The 18,420-nt window shown below is 33.5% G+C and carries 16 protein-coding genes; 5 read left to right on the top strand and 11 right to left on the bottom strand.

Annotation, left to right across the window (positions count from 1 at the left end):
• Window positions 1-729: 729 nt before the first annotated feature.
• From ilvA to ilvD, 9 genes are read right to left on the bottom strand one after another with little or no spacing between them, the layout of a single operon-like run.
• On the bottom strand, window positions 730-1,995 hold the full coding sequence (gene ilvA, locus LQ668_RS09370; RefSeq protein WP_107509989.1) for a threonine ammonia-lyase IlvA: 1,266 nt from the start codon (window positions 1,993-1,995) through the stop codon (window positions 730-732).
• A 15-nt stretch (window positions 1,996-2,010) separates the two neighbouring features.
• Window positions 2,011-2,580, bottom strand: coding sequence for a 3-isopropylmalate dehydratase small subunit (gene leuD / locus LQ668_RS09365; RefSeq protein WP_078358317.1), 570 nt, complete (start codon window positions 2,578-2,580; stop codon window positions 2,011-2,013).
• Window positions 2,581-3,954 carry a 3-isopropylmalate dehydratase large subunit gene (gene leuC / locus LQ668_RS09360; protein WP_107509987.1) on the bottom strand — a complete coding sequence of 458 codons (1,374 nt, stop codon included), beginning with the start codon at window positions 3,952-3,954 and terminating at the stop codon, window positions 2,581-2,583.
• A 15-nt stretch (window positions 3,955-3,969) separates the two neighbouring features.
• The gene (gene leuB, locus LQ668_RS09355; RefSeq protein ID WP_107509986.1) at window positions 3,970-5,010 is read right to left on the bottom strand and encodes a 3-isopropylmalate dehydrogenase; all 1,041 of its coding nucleotides are present in this window, start codon (window positions 5,008-5,010) and stop codon (window positions 3,970-3,972) included.
• The gene (locus LQ668_RS09350; RefSeq protein WP_078358313.1) at window positions 5,007-6,539 is read right to left on the bottom strand and encodes a 2-isopropylmalate synthase; all 1,533 of its coding nucleotides are present in this window, start codon (window positions 6,537-6,539) and stop codon (window positions 5,007-5,009) included. The genes leuB and LQ668_RS09350 overlap by 4 nt, the downstream gene beginning before the upstream one ends.
• A gap of 29 nt (window positions 6,540-6,568) precedes the next feature.
• Entirely contained in the window at window positions 6,569-7,576 is a 1,008-nt protein-coding gene (gene ilvC / locus LQ668_RS09345) for a ketol-acid reductoisomerase (RefSeq protein ID WP_107509985.1), read from the bottom strand.
• A gap of 29 nt (window positions 7,577-7,605) precedes the next feature.
• Entirely contained in the window at window positions 7,606-8,079 is a 474-nt protein-coding gene (ilvN, locus tag LQ668_RS09340; RefSeq protein ID WP_078358309.1) for an acetolactate synthase small subunit, read from the bottom strand.
• Entirely contained in the window at window positions 8,079-9,812 is a 1,734-nt protein-coding gene (ilvB, locus tag LQ668_RS09335; RefSeq protein ID WP_107509984.1) for a biosynthetic-type acetolactate synthase large subunit, read from the bottom strand. The genes ilvN and ilvB overlap by 1 nt, the downstream gene beginning before the upstream one ends.
• A 12-nt stretch (window positions 9,813-9,824) precedes the next feature.
• Window positions 9,825-11,513, bottom strand: a complete 1,689-nt coding sequence (gene ilvD / locus LQ668_RS09330) for a dihydroxy-acid dehydratase (RefSeq protein ID WP_078358305.1) — start codon at window positions 11,511-11,513, stop codon at window positions 9,825-9,827.
• Window positions 11,514-11,958: 445 nt separating this feature from the next.
• Between ilvD and tsaE the strand changes: the two genes are divergently transcribed.
• From tsaE to LQ668_RS09305, 5 genes are all read left to right on the top strand, one after another.
• Window positions 11,959-12,420, top strand: a complete 462-nt coding sequence (gene tsaE, locus LQ668_RS09325) for a tRNA (adenosine(37)-N6)-threonylcarbamoyltransferase complex ATPase subunit type 1 TsaE (protein ID WP_078358303.1) — start codon at window positions 11,959-11,961, stop codon at window positions 12,418-12,420.
• Window positions 12,401-13,066: a tRNA (adenosine(37)-N6)-threonylcarbamoyltransferase complex dimerization subunit type 1 TsaB gene (gene tsaB / locus LQ668_RS09320; RefSeq protein WP_170167681.1), complete on the top strand. Its 666-nt coding sequence runs from the start codon at window positions 12,401-12,403 to the stop codon at window positions 13,064-13,066. Before tsaE ends, tsaB begins: the two co-directional genes overlap by 20 nt.
• 11 nt (window positions 13,067-13,077) lie before the next feature.
• Window positions 13,078-13,506, top strand: a complete 429-nt coding sequence (rimI, locus tag LQ668_RS09315) for a ribosomal protein S18-alanine N-acetyltransferase (RefSeq protein ID WP_411815073.1) — start codon at window positions 13,078-13,080, stop codon at window positions 13,504-13,506.
• Entirely contained in the window at window positions 13,499-14,515 is a 1,017-nt protein-coding gene (gene tsaD, locus LQ668_RS09310; protein ID WP_107509982.1) for a tRNA (adenosine(37)-N6)-threonylcarbamoyltransferase complex transferase subunit TsaD, read from the top strand. The genes rimI and tsaD overlap by 8 nt, the downstream gene beginning before the upstream one ends.
• Before the next feature lie 74 nt (window positions 14,516-14,589).
• Entirely contained in the window at window positions 14,590-15,018 is a 429-nt protein-coding gene (locus LQ668_RS09305; RefSeq protein ID WP_078358298.1) for a VOC family protein, read from the top strand.
• Between the two features lie 791 nt (window positions 15,019-15,809).
• Here LQ668_RS09305 and LQ668_RS09300 read toward each other — a convergent pair.
• Window positions 15,810-15,953: a hypothetical protein gene (locus LQ668_RS09300; RefSeq protein ID WP_182476958.1), complete on the bottom strand. Its 144-nt coding sequence runs from the start codon at window positions 15,951-15,953 to the stop codon at window positions 15,810-15,812.
• 505 nt (window positions 15,954-16,458) lie between these two features.
• The gene (locus tag LQ668_RS09295; protein WP_107509494.1) at window positions 16,459-18,381 is read right to left on the bottom strand and encodes an ABC-F family ATP-binding cassette domain-containing protein; all 1,923 of its coding nucleotides are present in this window, start codon (window positions 18,379-18,381) and stop codon (window positions 16,459-16,461) included.
• Between the last annotated feature and the right edge of the window lie 39 nt (window positions 18,382-18,420).

The raw sequence follows: 18,420 nt of genomic DNA, 5'->3' as shown, positions 1-18,420 counted from the left end.
TTACGTTCCGCGAGAGTAGGACGTTGCCGGGCAAATATTTATAAATGGATGCGATGAGCCGCACTCGAGACCTGTTAGGTCTCTTTTTTTTATGTAAAAAATTAAAAGGAATATAAAACTCTAAGAAAATTTTTCTTATATTTCTTGCCATTACTGCATACATAGTTCGTACATTTTACTTTGCGTTGTCCATGTAATAATAAACGGAATGGCTATACCCAAAATAGCTTTAAAATATCCGAAAAATATCACAATTTTGTATGTGCGGACGCCTGAGGGAATAGTATGCGTGAGAGACTACAGGCTCGAGCCATACCCTAGGCAAGCATGCACGTACAAAATCGTAAGATATTAAAAATAAGCATATCACTATAAACTTTAAAAAATAGTAAAAAAAGACTGAGAAACTTAATCAAAAAATAGATTTTGAGAACGGACTCAAATATTACAAATTAAAAAGAAGTGATAAAAGAGTTAGGACATAAATATATTAGAATTTCTGCTCTTACTTTTTGTATAAAAATAGATGTTTGTCACGATTTTGTAAAGTGCTGACGCATGAGGGAATAGTATGTGTGAGAGACTGCAGGCTCGAGCCATACCCCTAGGCAAGCATGCACGTACAAAATCATAAGATATTAAAAAAATAAGCATATCACTATAAAACTGAAAACTCAGTTAAGTGATATGCCCATTTATTTTAAGTTAGGATTTATATTCTACTATCTTTTAAATCAGTAGTGAATAAAGCATTTTGTTTTGATTAATGTAAATGTATTTAGGATCAAATTCACTGACGTTCTTATATAATTGGTCAAGATCATTATGGTCCTTAAGTTGAATACCAATAATAACAGAACCAGTATTTTGACTAGATTTTTTTAAGTATTCAAATTTAGTAATGTCATCATTAGGACCCAATACGTCATTTACAAATTCTCTTAAAGCGCCAGGTCTTTGTGGGAAATTAACGATAAAGTAATGTTTCATATCTTCGAATAAGAGGGATCTTTCTTCGATTTCTTTCATTCTATTAATATCGTTATTACCACCACTTACAATGCATACTACATTTTTACCTTTAATTTCATTTGTATAATGATTAAGAGCACTAACACTTAATGCACCAGCTGGTTCGGCTATAATGGCTTGCTTCGAGTACATATCAAGAATAGTGCTACAAACTTCACCTTCATCTACAGCTACAAAATTGTCTACTACATTTTTAGAAATATCAAACGTTAATTGTCCAACTTTTCCTACTGAAGCACCATCTACAAATTTATCGATGTCAGTTAACGTTACAATCTTATTTGCTTTTACTGATTGAGCCATGCTACTTGCTCCTAATGGTTCTACACCTATAACTTGTGTAGTCGGCATATTTTCTTTTAAATATGTACCAACTCCAGAAATAAGTCCGCCACCACCGATTGCAGCAAAGCAATAGTCAAATTGAATGTTCTCATCATTTGCATAATCTACCATTTCTTTTGCAATAGTACCTTGACCAGCAATCGTATTAATATTATCAAATGGATCAATAAAGCTTAATCCAAATTTTTCAGTATATTCAAGGGCATGTTTCAAACAATCATCAAATGTGTCTCCAATTAATTCAATTTGAACAAATTCACCACCGAAAAATTTCACTTGATTAATTTTTTGAGCTGGGGTAGTAACTGGCATGAAAATAACTGCTTTAATTTCAAGTTGTTTAGCAGTAAATGCAATACCTTGGGCATGATTACCTGCGCTTGCACAACTAACGCCGTTTGCTCTTTCTTCATCAGTTAATTGATTAATGGCATAGTATGCACCTCGTAATTTAAATGAGCGCACCCATTGAAGGTCTTCTCTTTTTAAGTATACGTTACAATCAAATTTTTGTGATAAATACATATCTTTTTCTAAAGGTGTTTGTTTAACAGTGTCTTTTAATTTTAAAAAAGCATCTTCTATATCTTCGGCACTTAAACGTGTTTTTAAGGTCATTTTATCACTCCCAAATTAGTTGTGCATTTTCTCATATTCGTTTATTTGATCTTCGTAAGTTAATGTAATAGCAATATCATCTAGCCCATTAACAAGTTTATTCTTCCATGTTGAATCTATTTCAAAATGATATTTTGCTTCAGGTGTAATAACTTCTTGATTTGGTAAATCAATAGTTATATCACTATGTTGAGCAATCGCTTCTCTATCATTTTTATTTTCAATAGCAATAGGAAGCATACCATTTTTAGTACAATTCATATAAAAGATATCACTAAAACTACCTGCAATAATAATAAGGAACCCAAAATCTTTAAGCGCCCATGCGGCATGTTCTCTTGATGATCCACAACCAAAATTGTCACCAGAAATTAAAATGCTTGCACCTTTATATTCCTGTTTATTTAAGTTGAAGTCTGGATTTTCAGAACCGTCTTCAAGATAGCGCCATTCATCAAATAGAAAAGGGCCAAATCCTGTTTTAGTTATTCTTTTTAAAAAGACTTTAGGGATAATTTGATCCGTATCAATATTATCATTCAATAGGGGAACTGTTTTCCCATTAAAGATGTTAATAGGTTCCATTTAAATGACCACCTTTCTAGTATCTACAAATCTTCCATTTATAGCAGCCGCAGCAGCCATAGCTGGAGATACGAGATGTGTTCTTGCACCTTTACCTTGTCGTCCTTCAAAGTTACGGTTACTCGTTGAGGCACAATGTACCCCATTTGGTACTTGATCGGGATTCATACCTAGACACATTGAACATCCTGGTTCTCGCCAATCAAAGCCTGCATCTTTGAAAATCTTATCTAATCCTAGTGCCTCAGCTTGTAGTTTAACGCTTCGTGAACCTGGTACGACTATAGCTGTAATATCTTGATGAACTTGGTGTCCATCTATTATTTTACTCGCTTCAATTAAATCTGAAAGTCTAGCATTTGTACAAGAACCAAGGAATACATAACCTAGAGGAATATCTCGTGCGGTTTGACCAGGTTTAAGCCCCATATAGTTATACGCTCTTTCATCATTAATATCATTGATTTCTGGGAATGGTGTACTGAAACTTACGCCCATTTCTGGACTAGTTCCCCATGTAACTTGTGGTTCTAAATCACTTACATCAACTGTGATGATTTTATCATAAGTAGCATCTTCATCAGAATAAAGCGTTTTCCAATCTTCTACTTTTTCTTCAAAGTTTTCAGGTTGATATTCACGACCTTTAACATATTCAAAAGTTGTTTCATCTGGCTTCATCATTCCATACTTAGCACCAGCTTCAATGGCCATATTACAAATAGTCATTCGCTCGTCCATTGACATATTGGAAATAGCTTCACCTGCGAATTCTAAAGCGTATCCACTACCAAAATCAACTCCATATTGGTTAATCAAATATAAGATGATATCTTTTGCATATACACCAGTAGGTAGGGTACCATCTACTTGAATTTTTAAGTTTTTAGGTTTAGTTTGCCATAATGTTTGAGTTGCAAAAACATGTTCAACTTCACTAGTACCTATTCCAAATGCAATAGCACCAAATGCACCATGAGTAGCAGTATGTGAATCTCCACATACGATTGTTTTACCTGGCTGTGTTAAACCTGTTTCTGGACCAACCATATGTACTATACCTTGTTCGTCTGAACCCATATCAAATAACTTTACACCAAATGCTTCACAATTTTTTTGTAAGGCATTAATTTGTTTATTAGCAATTTCATCTCTAATATTGAATATATCAACAGTAGGAACATTATGATCTAAAGTTCCAAAAGTTCGATCAGGTCGTCTCAATTTTCTGTTTTGCAATCTTAATCCTTCGAATGCTTGAGGAGATGTAACTTCATGTATTAGGTGCAAGTCGATGTATAATAATTGGGGTTCACCTTCTTTACCAGCTACTATATGTCGATTCCATACTTTATCAAATAATGTTTGTGACATGTCGTTTTCCTCCTCTTAAATTGATTTTTTAATTGCTTCGAAGACTTCAGATGTGCTGTAGCTACCACCTAAATCTTTTGTGGCAATACCTTCATTAATTGTATTAAAAACTATATTTTCTAGATGTTGTGCGCATTCTGGTTGATGCAGACTTTCACGAATACACATTGCTAGTGAGAGTAACATACCACTAGGATTTGCTTTATTTTGACCTGCAATATCTGGTGCAGATCCATGTATTGGCTCATATAAACTTGGGCCACTTTCACCAAAACTAGCAGAAGGCGATAAGCCTAATGAACCTGGAATTACTGAAGCTTCATCACTTAGGATATCACCAAATAAATTCTCAGTTACAATAACGTCAAATTGCTTGGGATTAGTTATAAGGTGCATGCTACATGCATCAACTAATAAATGATTTAGCGTTACATCAGGATATTCTTTAGAAACTTGTTCTAAAGTTTGTCTCCATAATTTTGAAGAACTTAAAACATTTTCTTTATCAACAGACGTTACAACATTCTTTCTTTTTAAAGCTAATTTAAAAGCTATGTGAGCTATTCTTGTTATTTCTTCTGTAGTATAAGTCAATGTATCTACTGCTTGATTTTCATTGAAATACTTTGGTTCACCAAAATAAAGGCCACCAGTTAATTCTCGAACGATTATAAAATCAGTATCTTTAACTAATGATTCTTTTAGTGGGGAAAGGTGAGCAGTAGCTTCAGTAACTATAGTAGGTCTAATATTAGCAAATAATTTTAGTGATTTTCTAATACCTAATAAACCATGCTCTGGTCTATTCTTAGGATTTGTCCATTTAGGGCCACCTACAGCGCCTAACAGTATTGCATCACTGTTTTGACATGCTTCTAAAGTTTCAGGAGGTAAAGGTTCGCCATGTTTATCTATGGCGATACCTCCAAAATCTTTCGTAACTAAGTCGTATTCAAATTCAAACTTTTTTGCAAGTGCTTCTAATATTTCAATACTACCTTCTAAAATCTCTGGGCCGATACCATCACCGGGTAGGGCAGTGATTTTGTATGTCATGACTTTACGCCTTCTTTCACTGTGTTTTTACTGAATTTTGCGTGCGCTTCTACATACGCTTTGCAAGATGCGTATAAGATATCATAATCAATACCTATACCAGTAAATACTTCATCTTCAAATTGTACTTGTACGTGTACTTCAGCTTGTGCATCTGTACCTTCCGTAATAGAGTCAATTCGGTATTGTTGTAATTTAGGTGAATAATCAAATATTCTATCTATTGCATTATAAATTGAAGTGATAGAACCTGAACCAATAGAAGAGTCTTGATAAGTATTACCTTCTTTATCTTCTATAACGACTACAGAACTTTGTAAGCCATTAGACACAAATTGTAGTTGTAATGCATTCACTTTATAGTATGCATTCTCTTCATGTTCACTACCTTGTAAAATAGCGTGAATGTCACGATCTGTAACTTGTTTTTTCTTATCTGCGACAGACTTGAATTGTTTAAATACTTCTACTTGTTCATCAGGAGATAAATCATAACCAAGTTCAATAAGTTTTTCGCTAAATGCATGTTTTCCAGATAGTTTTCCTAAAGGTAGTGAATTTTTAACAACACCAACTAATTGAGGTGTCATAATTTCATACGTTTCAGGATTTTTTAGAATGCCATCTTGATGTATACCTGATTCATGGCTAAATGCATTTTGTCCGACAATTGCTTTATTTCTTGGGACTCGAAGGCCAGAAAATCTACTTACTATGTCACTCGTATTTTTAGTTTCAGATAAGTCTATATTTGTTGATAGATTAAAATGGTCTTGTCTAACATGTAGCGCAAGCGCTATTTCTTCAAGTGCTGTATTACCTGCACGTTCACCAATACCATTAATTGCACCTTCAACTCTACGAGCACCGTTTTCAAAAGCAGCAAGTCCATTTGCTACTGCTAGTCCTAGGTCATCATGACAATGAGAGCTATAAATTACTTCGTGATCACTTTTAACTGTTTCAATGAGAGTCTTAAAGAGTTGACCATATTCAGAAGGATACGAATAACCAACAGTATCAGGAATATTGATAATATTTGCACCTGCATCAACAGCCGCTTGAACTGCTTTAATTAAAAATGGTAAAGGTGTTCTAGTTGCATCTTCAGGTGAAAATTGTACTTTTTCAAATAATGTTTTTGCATAAGTAACATTTTCTGTAATCGAAGATAAAACTTGTTCTTCAGTCATTTTTAATTTGTATTCTAAATGAATAGGGCTAGTAGCTAAAAAGATATGAATTTGTCTATGTTGTGCTTCTTTTGTAGATTCATGAACAGCATCAATATCTGATTTTTTACATCTAGCTAAGCCACAAACTGCAGTAGTTGTTAATGCCTTTGAAATACTTTCTACTGATTTAAAACTGCCTTCACTAGAAGCGGGGAAGCCTGCTTCTATTACATCGACTCCCCATTTTTCTAGTTGTATAGCAATTTTGAGACGTTCATCGAATGAAAAGTTTACTCCTGGTGTCTGTTCTCCATCTCTAAGTGTTGTATCGAATATTTGAATATGATCTGACATAATAATCCTCTCCTTAAGTTCTAATACATTTATTTAGATTGAATACTTTTAGCTTTAACGAATGGCATCATGTCACGTAAATCTCTACCAACTGATTCAATTTGATGCCCTTGTTGTTCTTTACGCATTCTCAAGAATTCTTCAAAGCCGTTTTCGTTATCTTTAATGAAGCGATCACTAAACGCACCAGTTTGGATATCTTTTAGAACTGCTTTCATATTGTCTTTAACATCTGGTGTGATAACGCGTTCGCCTGATACATAGTCACCAAATTCTGCAGTATTTGAAATAGAATAACGCATGTTTTCCATTCCACCTTCATACATTAAATCAACGATTAGTTTCATTTCATGTAATACTTCGAAATATGCGATTTCTGGTTGGTAACCTGCTTCAACTAAAGTTTCAAACCCTGATTGGATAAGTTTAGTTACGCCACCACAAAGTACTGCTTGTTCACCGAATAAATCTGTTTCAGTTTCTTCTTCAAAGCTTGTACCAATTACACCGGCTCTAGTTGCACCGATACCTTTTGCGTAGCTTAATGCTAATTGTGTTGCTTTGCCAGACGCATCTTGATATACAGCGTAAAGAGCTGGTACAGCGCTACCTTCAGCGAATGTACGTCTTACTAAATGACCAGGTCCTTTAGGTGCTACTAAGAACACATCAACGTTTTCTGGTGGTTGAATGACTTTAAAATGAATATTAAATCCATGAGCAAATACTAAAGCATTTCCTTCATCTAAGTTAGATTCGATTTCTTCTTTATATACTTGTCCTTGAATTTCATCTGGTAATAGGATCATTACAACGTCAGATTGCTTAACTGCTTCTTCTACTGGATAAACTTCGAAGCCATCTTCTTTAGCTTGATCAAATGATTTACCTGGACGAATACCGATAACAACGTCATAGCCATTATCTTTTAAGTTTTGTGAATGTGCATGTCCTTGTGAACCATATCCAATAACTGCAATTTTTTTACCTTGTAATGCGTCTTCTGTTACCGTGTTGTCATAAAATACTTTAGTCATAATAAATGCCTCCATTAAATTGTTTAGTTTTATAGTAATCCTGCTGAACCTGTTCGTGACACTTGTGTCACTGGATATATTTTTAAATCATCCAATAGATTTTCTATTGTTTGATGGGTTCCAAATGCTTGTAAATAAATATGGTCTTCAACATCTTTTAAAATAGTAAGTTGATTTTCATAGGGCTGAATCAATTTTTCGAAAGACTTATAATCAGTAGGGTGACCTAGCTTAATTAATATGAGCTCTCTATTGAATAGATTTGTTTCTGTAATGTCTAGTGCAGATATTACGTTTACTTGTTTTTCTAGTTGCTTAATAATTGTTTCTGTACTGCTTTCATCTGAAACATCTACGATAAATGTTATATTCGTAATGCCCTCAGTTTCAGTTGGCGTTGCTGAAAGTGAAACAATGTTGTATTGTCTCCTTACAAAAATACTTGTAAGTCGGTTGAGAGTACCCGCTCTATCGAGTACTTGAGTCTTAATTGTTCTTTTCATTATTCCACGCCCTCCATCTTGTAATTTGGTTGTCCACTTGGAACCATAGGAAGTACTGGTTCAGAAGGGGAAATTCTAATTTCGATTAGGGCAGGTCCTTTATGTGCAAATGCTTCATCAATTGTTGATTCCAATTTCTCATTAGAATCAATCATGAAACTTTTAACACCGTAGCTTTCTGAAAGTTTCATAAAGTCTGGTTGTCCTGAAAATACTGAATGAGAAAAGCGTTGGCTATAAAACTTATCTTGCCATTGTTTAACCATCCCTAGTGCACCATTATTAATTAATACGATTTTAATATCGTTGTTGAATTCATTAAGAATCGCCATTTCCTGATTTGTCATTTGGAAACCACCGTCACCAACAACTGCAACTACAGTTTTATCTGGATATGCAAACTTTGCACCCATTGCAGCTGGAATGCCAAAGCCCATAGTTCCAAGACCACCACTTGTGATGATTTGACCGTGTGTCTTGAACGGGTAATATTGTGCAACCCACATTTGGTGTTGTCCTACATCTGTAGCGACAAGTGCATCACCGTTAGTGATTTTACCAATATACTCAATTGCTTGTTGTGGTTTAACAAAGTCATCAGTGGGTTTGTCGTATTTAAATGGGTATGTTGCTTTGTTTGATAGACAATGTTCGTACCAATCATGGTGAATAAGGTCATGAGTTTCATATTCTAATAGAGATTCAAGAGTGAGTTTTGCATCAGCAATAATACCTAAATCAGTTGGAATTATTTTGTTGATTTCACATGGATCAATATCGACATGGATAACTTTTGCATCTTTAGCAAAATCGTCTGGGCTACTTGCTAGACGGTCATCAAATCTGCTGCCAAAATTAATCAACAAATCACATTCTGTTAGTGCCATATTACTAGCGTATGAACCATGCATACCTCCCATACCTAAAAATAAAGGATCAGAGTAGGGGATAGAGCCTAAACCTAACAAAGTATTAACGACAGGAATTTTGTATTTATTCGCAAAAGATGTAAGTTCATTTGAAGCTTCGGCATGGTTAACACCTGCACCAGCTAAAATAAGTGGCTTTTCAGCTTGGCGTATCATTTGAATAAACTGGTCAATTTCTTTTTCTTCAGGATTTAGGTCAATATGATAACCTGGTAAATCAAGTTCTCTTGGTGCAACTTCAACAGTTTCAAGAACACCGATATCTTTAGGAAAATCAATTACGACAGGTCCTTTACGTCCAGTTGAAGCGATATGGAAAGCTTCATCTATAATCTTTGGAATATCTTTTACATCTGTTACTTGATAATTATGTTTCGTAATAGGTGTTGTCATTGAAAGTAAATCAGCTTCTTGGAAGGCATCTTTACCAATTCCAGGACGATGAACTTGGCCAGTGATGACAATGAGTGGAATTGAATCACTCATAGCATCAGCAATTCCTGTAATAGTATTTGTCGCTCCTGGACCGCTTGTAACAACAACTACGCCAGGTTTACCTGTTACTCTTGCATAACCTTCTGCAGCGTGAACAGCTCCTTGTTCGTGTCTCGTTAAAATGTGAGGCACTTTACCTTCATAAAAAGCATCATATAAAGGTAAGACTGCACCACCAGGATATCCAAAAATGTAATCAACTTTTTGGTCAATAAATGATTGTACGAGTAGTTCAGCACCCGTGTATGTTATTGTCTTTTCTTTAGTTGCTTCATCTGGTTCTTTGTATGATTTAGTAGTTAGTGCCATGCAAATCACTCCTTAAATTAGTTCGTCTGGTACTTTCAAGATGCCACCTGTATTTGCACTTGTAACAAGCGCAGTATATCTTGCAAGATAACCAGTTTTAACTTTCGCTTTAAATGGTTCGATGTTTTGTTTTCTAGCGTGTAACTCAGCTTCAGAAACACTTACATCTAATGTTCGGTTAATTAAATCAATTACAATTTCATCTCCGTCTTCAATCAATCCAATAGGTCCTCCAGCTGCAGCTTCAGGTGAAATATGTCCTACAGCAACACCTCTAGTTGCACCTGAGAATCTACCGTCAGTTATTAATGCCACATCTTTACCTAATCCTCTACCAACGATAGATGAAGTAGGGGCTAACATCTCAGGCATTCCAGGTCCACCTTTAGGTCCTTCATATCGAATGACAACTACGTGACCTTCTCGTACTGTATGGTTATCAATTGCTTCTACTGCTTCATCATGTGAGCTAAAGCAAATTGCTTTACCGACAAATTTATTGATTGATGGATCGACACCACCAACTTTTATAGCTGCGCCATCGGGAGCAATGTTCCCAAATAGCATTGATAAGCCACCAGTTTCAGAAAATGCATTATCTCTCGTGTGAATAACATCAGTATTTTTTATTTCTTTATTTTCATTATTTTCTCTTAAAGTGTTACCTGTGACGGTTACTCTATCTGGGTGTAGTACATTATCCATTTTCAATAATTCACCGATAATTGCTGGAACACCACCAGCTTCATGAACATCGTGCATAGAATATGATGAACTTGGTGCAATTTTAGATAGGTAAGGCGTACGTTTAGCAATTTCGTTAACGCGATTTAAATCGTATTCAATACCAGCCTCATTTGCTAAAGCTAATGTATGAAGTACTGTATTAGTAGAACCTCCCATTGCCATATCTAAAGCAAATGCGTCATCGATTGCGTCTTTAGTAACAATGTCTTTAGGTTTGATATCATTCTTAACTAAATCCATAAGTTTAAATGCTGCTTCACGAATTAACTCTCTTCTTTCTTCTCCGACTGCAATAGCTGTACCGTTATAAGGTAATGCAAGTCCTAGTACTTCCATTAAACAGTTCATTGAATTTGCTGTGAACATGCCTGCACATGAACCACAAGTAGGGCATGCATTCTGTTCCATGTCTAAAAATTCTTCTTTTGACATTGATCCACCTTTGAAAGAACCAACTGCTTCAAACATTGATGATAATGTTAAAGCTTTACCAGTTGATGATAATCCAGCTTTCATTGGACCTCCTGAACAAAAGATAGCAGGTACATTTGTTCTAACAGATGCTAAAAGCATACCTGGTGTAATCTTGTCACAGTTTGGCATGTAGAATACACCATCAAACCAGTGAGCATTGATTACTGTTTCTGCTGCGTCAGCAATTACTTCTCTACTTGGTAATGAGTAGCGCATTCCAATGTGTCCCATTGCAATTCCGTCATCGACACCAATCGTATTAAATTCGAATGGTATACCACCTGCTTCTCTAATAGCTTCTTTAGCTACATCAGCTAATTCTCTTAAATGAACATGTCCTGGGACAATATCAATATAAGAGTTACAAATCGCAATGAATGGTTTATTCATATCTGTAGGATCTTTAATTTGTCCTGTTGCATGTAATAAGCTTCTTGCAGGTGCTTGTTGGTCACCTTTTTTGATCATGTCACTTCTCATAATTACACTCCTCTAGAAAAATAAAAAAGCAACGCCCCAATAATATATGGGACGCTGCTTTCAGTCCCATTCAAGTAGAAATAGGACTTAAACCTGACAGTAAATTGATACTTACTGTTGTTCGAGTCCTTCTGAGCGTAATAAAATTACTAATATGCTGTATTCGATTGTCGGTTTGTTTGCTGTCATATTATATCTCATTACAACTCGTCCTTTCTTCTCAAATGTGAACTATATTTTTGATTAAGATTTTTGAATAGTTAAAAAATTTATGTTCTAAATTTAACGCATATTTGAGCACATGTCAACAGAAGATTTAGATTATTCTAAAAATTTAGATAATGTAAGCGCTTTAGTTAGATATGAACCGTTCATTACCCAATTAATTAAATATTTGTTATAATAATTCAGTTAGTTTAAGTAAAGTAAAAGTAGGTGCCAAATAATGTTTATTCAAGTTGAATCATTAGAAAAGACGAAAAAAATAGCTGAAAAACTTGCTCAAGTCGTAACTGAGAACGATGTTATTTTATTAAATGGCGATTTAGGAGCTGGAAAGACAACGTTTAGCCAATATTTTGGTAAGGCATTAGGCGTTAAGAGAAATATTAATTCACCTACCTTTAATATTATAAAATCGTATAAAGGAAGATTACCTTTTCATCATATGGATTGCTACAGATTAGAAAATAGTGATGAAGACTTAGGATTTGATGAGTATTTTACTTCTGATGCTGTAACGCTCATAGAGTGGAGTGAATATATTAAAGATTTTCTACCCGAAGAATATTTAGAAATTAACATTAAGTATATAGAAGAAAATAAAAGATTGTTTGAAATAGTTCCAAAGGGTGAACACTATAAACAAATAAAGGAAGTGTTAAATGATGACAACCTTATTAATTGATACTTCAAACCAGCCATTAGCTGTATCTCTGGTTAAAGAAGATACTGTCTTATTAAATTATCAATCTAATATAAAGAAAAATCATTCTTTACAATTAATGCCGGTGATTGAAACACTTATGAATGAGGCTAATGTATCACCTGAAATGTTAACAGAAATCGTAGTTGCCAATGGTCCTGGCTCATACACTGGATTAAGAATTGGTATCACTACAGCTAAAACATTGGCATATTCATTGGAAATCCCATTATATGAAGTTTCTTCGCTAAAATCTTTAGCTATGACTTACAATAGTAAAACAGATTTGATTGTGCCTATATTTGATGCAAGAAGAGATCATGTATTTGCAGGAGTTTATAAATATGAAGACGATAATTTAATAGAAGTTATGGAAGATTGTTATATTTCTATTGAAGAACTTAAAAAATATTTAAATGATCAAACTCAACCTTTTATATTTGTAGGTAACGATACAGCAACTTTGAAAAATAAATTAGATGGTAGAATCATAACGAATCTACCAAATGCTTCACTTATGAATCAAATAAAAGATCAGCCTGTATTAAACGTTCATGAATTAAAACCACGATATTTAAAATTATCAGAGGCGGAACAAAATTGGAAAAACAATCAAACAAAGCATTAGAAATTAGAAAAATGAGTATTGAAGATGTCCAAGAAGTTTATAAAATAGAAAATCAAAGTTTTACAAATAGCTCGTGGTCTTTAGAAGCTTTCTATCATGAATTAGAAAAAAATGAATTTGCACATTATTTCGTTGTGTCTTTGGGTGAAAAAATTATTGGCTATTGTGGTATTTGGATAGTCATTGATCAGGCACAAATAACTACAATTTCTGTAGACGAATCATATCGAAGTAATGGGATAGGACAATTATTATTAGAATATGTTATGAATTACGCAAGTACCACATGTACGACAATGAGCTTAGAAGTAAGAATTGAAAATAAAGCTGCTAGACATGTATATGAAAAAGCTGGGTTTACTTATGGTGGTGTCAGAAAAAATTATTATGGCGACGGAGAGGATGCTAAAGTGATGTGGGTGAGTTTAAAAAATGACTAAATCTATTATTTTAAGTATAGAAACGAGCTGTGACGAAACAGCAGCTAGTGTGATCAAAAATGGTAATGAAATTATAAGCAATGAAGTCGTTACCCAAATGATGACACACAAAAAATTTGGTGGTGTTGTACCAGAAGTTGCTAGTAGACAACATGTTGAAGTTATGACGCAAGTTATAGATGAAGCATTATCGAACGCAAATATGACAATGGATGATATAGATGCAATAGCAGTTACTGAAGGACCAGGATTAATTGGTGCATTATTAGTAGGTGTGGCTAGTGCTAAAGCATTAGCATTTAGCCATCAAAAACCGCTTATACCGGTTCATCATATAGCAGGACATATTTATGCAAATCACCTTATTAAACCACTTCAATTCCCATTAATTGCACTCATTGTATCTGGAGGGCATACTGAACTAATTTATATGAAGAATCATCTTGATTTTGAAATTATTGGTGAAACACGTGATGACGCTGTTGGAGAAGCTTATGATAAAGTAGCAAGAACAATAGGATTATCTTATCCAGGTGGACCAGAAGTTGATAGATTGGCCCAAATAGGAAAGGATACCTTGAATTTTCCTAGAGTATGGTTGGAAAAAGATAGCTATGATTTTAGTTTTAGTGGATTGAAAAGTGCAGTAATAAATACATTGCATAATAAAAAACAAAAAAACGAAGAAATCGTTAAAGAAGATGTCGCTACGAGTTTTCAAAATAGTGTCGTTGAAGTATTGGTAGGTAAAACAATGTCTGCAGTAAAAGAATATAATGTTGAGCATTTAATCGTAGCTGGAGGAGTTGCAGCAAACAAAGGTTTAAGAAGTACTTTAGAGAAAGAGTCTAACAAGCTTGGTATTGAATTGAGTGTACCACCATTAAATCTATGTACAGACAATGCTGCAATGATAGGATCGGTTGCCCATTTCTTATATGAAAACAATAGATTTTCAGACATGAAATTAAATGGCAAGAGCTCTCTAGATATTGAAACTTTTAATTAAGTAAATATTTGTAATATTACACATCAGAAGTTATAATTGACTCGAACAATAAAAGATATAGGAGGCGAAAACTTGTGGAAGTAAATAGTTATTTTAATTTTAAAAATAGCGTTGAAGCATTAAAGTTTTACGAAGAGAAATTAGGTGCAACAGATATTATGAGAGTACCTGGTAATCATGAAATATTCAAAGATGCACCTGAGGAATTTCAAATGCCCGAATCTTTTACAATGAATGCGAGTTTCAAGTTATTAGGTAAGACATTTTTGTGTAGTGATACATGGCAAAATAAAGATATTGATAATGAAGGCGCACAAGCTTGTTTCCAATTTAACTATAATGATGAAAACGACAGAGAAGCAGTTATCGATTTATTTAAGAAGGCTGAAGCTGCTGGGTGTAAAATAGATATGCAATTAGCAGAAGTAGAATGGTCTCCATTATTCGGTTCATTCCAAGATCCATATGGTGTAACTTGGATGGCAAATGCAATTACAGAATAAATCATAAGAGCTTAGGATATAAATCCTAAATCAAAACAAATAAGCATATCACTTAACTGATTTTTAAAGTGATATGCTTATTTTTTATACAATCTTACGATTTTGTAAAGTGCATGCTTGCCTAGGGGTATGGCTCGAGCCTATAGTCTCTCACACATACTATTCCCTCAGGCGTCCGCACTTTACAAAATCGGTGGAAGTATATCTATTTTATATAATCTTACGATTTTGTTCGTGCATGCTTGCCTAGGGGTATGGTTCGAACCTGTAGTCTCTCACTCATATTATTCCCTCAGGCGTCAGCACTACAAAATCGTTGTAAATATTTATTTTTATATAGAAAAATGGTGTCTCTAAGAGTTAGCTAAATGATTCTCATAAAAATACTAGGACATTTATGTTAAAGACTATTAATCTTAAGTGTCTATATTTACACAAGTAGAGAGAAGTGTAAGCAAGGATATCTATGTTCACACAAGTAGAGAGAAGTGTAAGTATGGATATCTGTATTCACATAAGTAGAAAGAAGTGTAAGCAAGGGTATCCATGGATAATTTTTTAATTTCTCTATATCTAGTCCATCTCATATTTTGCTGTTCTTTTACATCGCCAAATCGTGAATCATTTCATAATGGTCACGTTTATCAATAGATTTATTTACATAGCATGCGCATAAAAAAATGCCAACAAAGTTTTAAACTTTGCGGGCAATCTGATGGTAGTTTTATGAGCTACCAAAATGATTTTTATAAAATTTCTAGGACAATTATGTCTCAGTCATTTTAATGTGTTCATTTTCTAGTGTACTTTCCTTCACTGTTTGTGTAATCAGTGTAGTCTTTAATACGTTGTTCATATTCTTCTTTAGTTATAATCTTATGCTCTAGCAATTCTTTAGCTTTTGTTGTATAACTCTCAATGTTAGCGTTATTCATAAATCATCATCCCTTCTGTATAATACACAAGACCAATTAATCAATGAAATTTAACTCTAAGCACTTACTAAATTTAAATTTAGTAAGCAGTGTTTTTTTACTAAAGTGTACAAGACAAGAAAATTGGTTACATAAATTATAAAACTTTTTCAATATTAAAGCTAGTGAATTAATCTACTAGATTAATAATTTAAGATTAACTTCATTTTGATTTCACAATATTTACAAGTCACCAACAAAATGCATGAGATATTCATAAAGTCAATACAGAACGTTTGTACTTGTGCACAAGTTAATCACAAATTGTGGATAACCTAAGTATATCTTTTGTTTTATTTGTGGATAAGTTTTACGATAAATGGCTTGTTTTTACTTTTTACCTGTGGATAAGTAGGATAACTCTGTGGATGACTGTAAAACAAGTCTTTTTATTGTGAATAAAAGTGTGATTAATATTCGATATAAAAAATCACTAAGGTGTAAAACTTACCTTAGTGATTTATGATTAATTGAGCTTACTTTCTATTTCTTCCCATTTTTCCATGTTTTCTTCGAGCAAACGTTCTGTTTCTATTCTTAGATTATTAATTTCATTACTCTTCTCAATATCATTAAATATTTCTGGCAATGTAAGCTGATGCTCATAGTTTGTAATTTGTTCTTCATATGTAGAAATATTATTTTCAATTTCTTCTAATTGTCGCTCAAGTTTACGTTTTTCTTTTTTATGTTGTTTTTGATTTGTATAAAAATTATCATCTTTAGTTGTTTGAGTAGAGGAACTATCATTTTGTTCATAACTATTGATTGCATCACGTTGTTCTAGTTTTTCTAAATAATATTGATAATCTCCTTGGAAAAGCTCATTACCTTCATAAGTGATATGGAATACTTTATTAGCAAGTTCATTAATAAAATATCGATCATGTGATACAAAGAGTAGTGTGCCTTCATAGTTTTGTAGAGCTTGTTCTAACATTTCTTTAGAATCAATATCTAAATGGTTGGTAGGTTCATCAAGAATAAGAACGTTATTTTTTTCTAGCATTAACAATGCTAGTTGAAGACGTGCTTTTTCTCCACCTGATAAGTCATTAATTACTTTTTTGACTTCATCCTGGGTAAATAAGAATCTGCCTAAAATGGTTCTAATGTCTTTCTCTAGCATATGTGAGTATTGATTCCATACATAATCTAATATTGTCATATTGGATTTAAATTCTGCTTGTTTTTGGTCATAATAACCAATCTGAATATTAGAACCGAATAAGACATCTCCAGCTAATGCAGGAAGCTTTTGTGCGATTGTCTTAATCAAAGTAGATTTACCGATTCCGTTTGGACCGATTATAGCGATGCGATCATGACGTTTTACTTCTAAATTAATTGGTGAAGTTATGCTTTCAGAGTAACCAATTTCTAAATTATTAATTTTTAAAACATCTTCACCAGTAGCTCGGTTTATTTCGAAATTAATTTGTGCACTTTTTGCATCAAGTCTTGGCTTATCGATTCTTTCCATTCGTTCTAAGACTTTACGTCTACTTTTCGCCATACCACTTGTAGATGCGCGTGTTATATTTTTTTCAACAAATGTTTCTAATTTTTTAATCTCACTTTGTTGTCTTTCGTATTCAGCCATTACTTTTTCGTAATGTGCGTCACGTTCTTTCAAAAACTTACTATAGTTACCTACGTATTTTTTTACAGAACCTAAAGCAACATCGTAAACTTGGTTAACTATTTTATCTAAAAAGTATCTATCGTGACTGATTATAACGATAGCGCCTTTGAAATGTGTTAAATAGTTCTCAAGCCATTCTGTTGTATCCATATCTAAATGGTTAGTAGGTTCATCTAGTAATAACAAGTCTGGTTCACTTAATAACATCTGAGCCATCGATAATCTAGTCTTTTGACCACCACTGAATGATTGAATTTGTCTATCAAAGTCAGACTCTATAAAATTCAAACCCGTTAAAACAGTTTTAATTTTACTTTCATATTGATAGCCATCCAATGATTCGTATTGATTTGATAGTGTTTCATATTGAGATAACTTTTCTTGATAAGTATCGCTATCATAGTCATCTGCGTGTTTGCTTAACCAGTCTGTTAAAGATTTCATCTTTTCTTCAATTACTATTACATGTTCAAATGGTTTTTTCATTTCATTCATAACAGTATCATTTGAGTCTAATGTCATTTGTTGTGTTAAATATCCCATAGAAACTTGTTTACCTTTAGACATGTTTCCTGAATCATAACTTTCGACGCCGGCAATAATTTTCATGAGTGTTGTTTTACCTGCACCATTTCTTCCAACTATTGCAATTCTTTCACCTGTTTTAACTTCAAAATCAGCATCTGAAAAAATAACATCGCCATCAAAAGATTTTTCTAAATTATTTATTTGTAAAAGTATCATGTTTACACCTCTCTATTAGTTATTATTCTACATGAAAAT

It is taken from the genome of Mammaliicoccus sp. K-M42, assembly GCF_022386375.1.
Taxonomy (GTDB): domain Bacteria; phylum Bacillota; class Bacilli; order Staphylococcales; family Staphylococcaceae; genus Mammaliicoccus; species Mammaliicoccus fleurettii.
This window is presented reverse-complemented; position numbering and strand designations above follow the sequence as displayed.

Bases quoted from the DNA above. Each gene is read 5' to 3' on its own strand.
- ilvA (WP_107509989.1), bottom strand. From the start codon at position 1,995: ATGACCTTAAAAACACGTTTAAGTGCCGAAGATATAGAAGATGCTTTT.
- leuD (WP_078358317.1), bottom strand. From the start codon at position 2,580: ATGGAACCTATTAACATCTTTAATGGGAAAACAGTTCCCCTATTGAAT.
- leuC (WP_107509987.1), bottom strand. From the start codon at position 3,954: ATGTCACAAACATTATTTGATAAAGTATGGAATCGACATATAGTAGCT.
- leuB (WP_107509986.1), bottom strand. From the start codon at position 5,010: ATGACATACAAAATCACTGCCCTACCCGGTGATGGTATCGGCCCAGAG.
- LQ668_RS09350 (WP_078358313.1), bottom strand. From the start codon at position 6,539: ATGTCAGATCATATTCAAATATTCGATACAACACTTAGAGATGGAGAA.
- ilvC (WP_107509985.1), bottom strand. From the start codon at position 7,576: ATGACTAAAGTATTTTATGACAACACGGTAACAGAAGACGCATTACAA.
- ilvN (WP_078358309.1), bottom strand. From the start codon at position 8,079: ATGAAAAGAACAATTAAGACTCAAGTACTCGATAGAGCGGGTACTCTC.
- ilvB (WP_107509984.1), bottom strand. From the start codon at position 9,812: ATGGCACTAACTACTAAATCATACAAAGAACCAGATGAAGCAACTAAA.
- ilvD (WP_078358305.1), bottom strand. From the start codon at position 11,513: ATGAGAAGTGACATGATCAAAAAAGGTGACCAACAAGCACCTGCAAGA.
- tsaE (WP_078358303.1), top strand. From the start codon at position 11,959: ATGTTTATTCAAGTTGAATCATTAGAAAAGACGAAAAAAATAGCTGAA.
- tsaB (WP_170167681.1), top strand. From the start codon at position 12,401: ATGACAACCTTATTAATTGATACTTCAAACCAGCCATTAGCTGTATCT.
- rimI (WP_411815073.1), top strand. From the start codon at position 13,078: ATGAGTATTGAAGATGTCCAAGAAGTTTATAAAATAGAAAATCAAAGT.
- tsaD (WP_107509982.1), top strand. From the start codon at position 13,499: ATGACTAAATCTATTATTTTAAGTATAGAAACGAGCTGTGACGAAACA.
- LQ668_RS09300 (WP_182476958.1), bottom strand. From the start codon at position 15,953: ATGAATAACGCTAACATTGAGAGTTATACAACAAAAGCTAAAGAATTG.
- LQ668_RS09295 (WP_107509494.1), bottom strand. From the start codon at position 18,381: ATGATACTTTTACAAATAAATAATTTAGAAAAATCTTTTGATGGCGAT.